The following is a 2831-nucleotide window of genomic DNA, read 5'->3' on the forward strand; positions in this document are numbered from 1 at the left end:
GGACGCCAGCGGCGGTCGTAAGTCGCCGTGCCTTCTTTTTCGGCTTTCTCGCGCATGGCTTCCAGCTCTTCTTTGCTGCAATAGCAGTAGTAGGCATGGCCTTTTTCTAAAAGTTCGGCAATGACTTCTTTGTAGCGGTCGAAACGGCGGGTTTGGTAAACGACGTTGTCTGCGTTGTCGTAGTTCAGGCCGACCCATTTCATGCCGTCGAGGATAATGTTGACGGATTCGGCAGTAGAGCGCGCCAAGTCGGTGTCTTCGATACGCAATAGGAACTCGCCTTTATGATGGCGGGCAAACGCCCATGAAAACAAGGCGGTGCGTACGCCGCCGATGTGCAGGTAGCCGGTGGGGCTGGGGGCGAAACGGGTTTTGACGGTCATGATGGCTCCAAAATCTTTGAAAACAGGTATTTTACTTTTTCGGCAAGGTTTAAACAATGTACGGCCGTCTGAAAATAATGTCGGCGCAGAAGGACCGTCTGGGAACTTTTCTCCTGAAAACAAAACTAATGATAATCATTTCTTTGAAAGTATCCGCTCATGAACAAACGCGCTTTATTTACCGCCCTCGCCCTCCTGCCCCTTTTTGCCCAAGCCGAAATCAAAACTATCAAAGACGTATTGGGACGCGAAGTCAAAGTCGATGTCCCTGTCAAACGCGCGGTTTTGGCGTTTTACTATCCCGACTATATCGCGGTAACGGGCGCGGACAAATTTAAAAACGTCATCGGCATTTCGCGTGAGTTTTGGGAGAAATTCAATCCTGGCAGCTGGGCGATGTTCAAACAGAAGCTGCCTACGCTGCAAAACATTGCGGACATCGGCAACATCAGTACCGGCACGTTTTCACTGGAGAAAACGCTCGCGCTCAAGCCGGACGTATTGATTCTGGCCGACTGGCAGTATAAGGCCATCGCCACCCATCTGCCGCGCATTAAAGCGGCAGGCATACCCGTCGTCGTGGTCGATTTCAACGCCGAAACCGTCGCGCGGCACACGCGCAGTGCGGAAATTTTCGGCGAACTCAACGGTACACAGGCGCGCGCCCAAAAAATTGCCGCCGAATACGCCCGAGGCATTGCCGATATCCAAAAACGCGTCGCGCGCGCCAAGCAGTCCAAACCGAAAATCTATATCGAGTTCGGCGACAAAGGCCCGTCCGAATACAGCTACACTTTCGGCAAAGATATGTGGGGCGCGATTGCCGACACAGCAGGTGGCAACAATATCGCTGCGCCTTACGTTAAAAACTGGGGACCGATAAACCCTGAAAAATTCCTGACGGCCAAACCCGACGTCATCGTCATTTCGGGGACGGAAAACGGCCATAAAGACAAGCCTGGCATTATGGCGATGGGCATAGGCATCAGCCAGGCCGATGCGCAACGCCGCCTGGCCGGATTTGTCAAACGCAAAGGCTGGGCAGACATTCCTGCCGTCAAAAACAAACGCGTTTACGGCATCTACCACACCGCCTCCCGCTCGCTCACCGATTTGGCCAGCGCGCAATTTATCGCCAAAACCCTGTATCCGCAGCAGTTTGCCGACATAGACCCAAACAAGACCTATCTGGACTTCTACCGCAAATACCTGCCCGTCGTGCCGGACGGTACGTTTTACATCCGATTGAAATAGCGGCTGCAAAAATCATAGGCTCAGGCCGTCTGAATATGTATGCTATACTAATAAGGCTTTATTATGTATAATTATTATTCTTTTTATTTAATGTATTGGACAAGATATGACTGAACAAAACCAAATCCGCCATCAACAGGCTCCGATTGTAAGCGTCAAAGAATGGTTGATAACAAACTTGATTTTGATGATTCCGCTGGTCAATATAGTTATGATGCTTGTATGGGCATTCAGCTCAAACACCAATCCGAATAAAGCCAATTATTTCAAGGCTGCCTTGATTCTGTTTGCCATCGTAATGGTAATTTATCTGGTACTGGCTGTAGTCTTTTTTGGCAGTGTAGCTGCAAATCAATATCAATAAGTAAGCATACATTTAGGCCGTCTGAAACCTAAAAGGCTTCAGACGGCTTTTTACATGGATTATCGAAGGCTCAACCCCCTATCCAATTCCAAATGGCATCGCTCCATTTGCCGATACGGTAGAGAAACAATGAATAGCTCTCCTGCATCAGAAACTTGGCTTTCTTGCTGCGCTCGTCAAAGCGCGTGGTCGGGGTGGCGGAGAACTGCGCGTCTGACAAGCCCAAATCGGCGGCCATTTCTTCGGCACGCGCCAAATGATACGGGTCGCTGACAACGATAATGCTGCCGACTCCGTTGGCGTGCATGATGGGGACGATATTGCGTAGGTTTTCGTAAGTGTTGCGCGACGTGTTTTCAAATAGGATATTGTGCGCCGGTATGCCCTGCTTGAGCGCGTATCGGCGCCCCACTTCGGCTTCGGTCATAAATCCTTTTTTGGGCGTACCGCCGGTGAAAATGATTTTACCGACCCGATGGCTTTGGTAGAGCGTGATGGCGTGGTTGATGCGCTCACGGAATACCGGCGATGGGCGTTTGTCCCACGCCGCCGCACCTAACACCACCGCCGCATCGGCATGAACGTCCTTCGGCAAGATTTGCAAACCTGTCCGGTAAATCTGCCATGTGCCGCTCAAAAAAATACCGCACACCAGCAAAACGCTCAAAGCAAGACCGCGAAACAGGTAATATCGCAAGCCATTGCGGCTTTTAAGCAGGGAAATCATCTTCAGACGGCCTTCTCCAACCCCGTCAGCCGAGTAGGGCGGCAATGTTTTCCAACGGACGGCCGATGGCTGCGCGCGTAGGCGTTACCAAAACGGGACGCTC

General features: G+C 51.2%; 4 protein-coding genes. 2 read left to right on the forward strand and 2 right to left on the reverse strand.

The genetic code is table 11. From position 1 onward, the window contains the following. On the reverse strand, positions 1-383 hold a 383-nt coding region (locus ACTHS3_RS11305; RefSeq protein ID WP_440367980.1), incomplete at its 3' end, for a glutamate--tRNA ligase. 159 nt (positions 384-542) lie between these two features. Between ACTHS3_RS11305 and ACTHS3_RS11310 the strand changes: the two genes are divergently transcribed. Both ACTHS3_RS11310 and ACTHS3_RS11315 read left to right on the forward strand, forming a co-directional pair. Continuing rightward, positions 543-1637, forward strand: coding sequence for an ABC transporter substrate-binding protein (locus ACTHS3_RS11310; RefSeq protein ID WP_049344933.1), 1095 nt, complete (start codon positions 543-545; stop codon positions 1635-1637). A 106-nt stretch (positions 1638-1743) separates the two neighbouring features. Then, a complete protein-coding gene (locus tag ACTHS3_RS11315) occupies positions 1744-2001 on the forward strand; it encodes a hypothetical protein (RefSeq protein ID WP_440367981.1) in 258 nt (85 codons plus the stop codon). A 70-nt stretch (positions 2002-2071) separates the two neighbouring features. On the opposite strand, the gene ACTHS3_RS11320 is transcribed toward ACTHS3_RS11315, so the two are convergent. After that, entirely contained in the window at positions 2072-2728 is a 657-nt protein-coding gene (locus ACTHS3_RS11320) for a YdcF family protein (RefSeq protein ID WP_440367982.1), read from the reverse strand. Positions 2729-2831: the final 103 nt, after the last annotated feature.

The organism is Neisseria sp. P0009.S007, from assembly GCF_051962515.1.

Coding starts and splice junctions, on each gene's coding strand:
- ACTHS3_RS11310 (WP_049344933.1), top strand. CDS start 543: ATGAACAAACGCGCTTTATTTACCGCCCTCGCCCTCCTGCCCCTTTTT.
- ACTHS3_RS11315 (WP_440367981.1), top strand. CDS start 1,744: ATGACTGAACAAAACCAAATCCGCCATCAACAGGCTCCGATTGTAAGC.
- ACTHS3_RS11320 (WP_440367982.1), bottom strand. CDS start 2,728: ATGATTTCCCTGCTTAAAAGCCGCAATGGCTTGCGATATTACCTGTTT.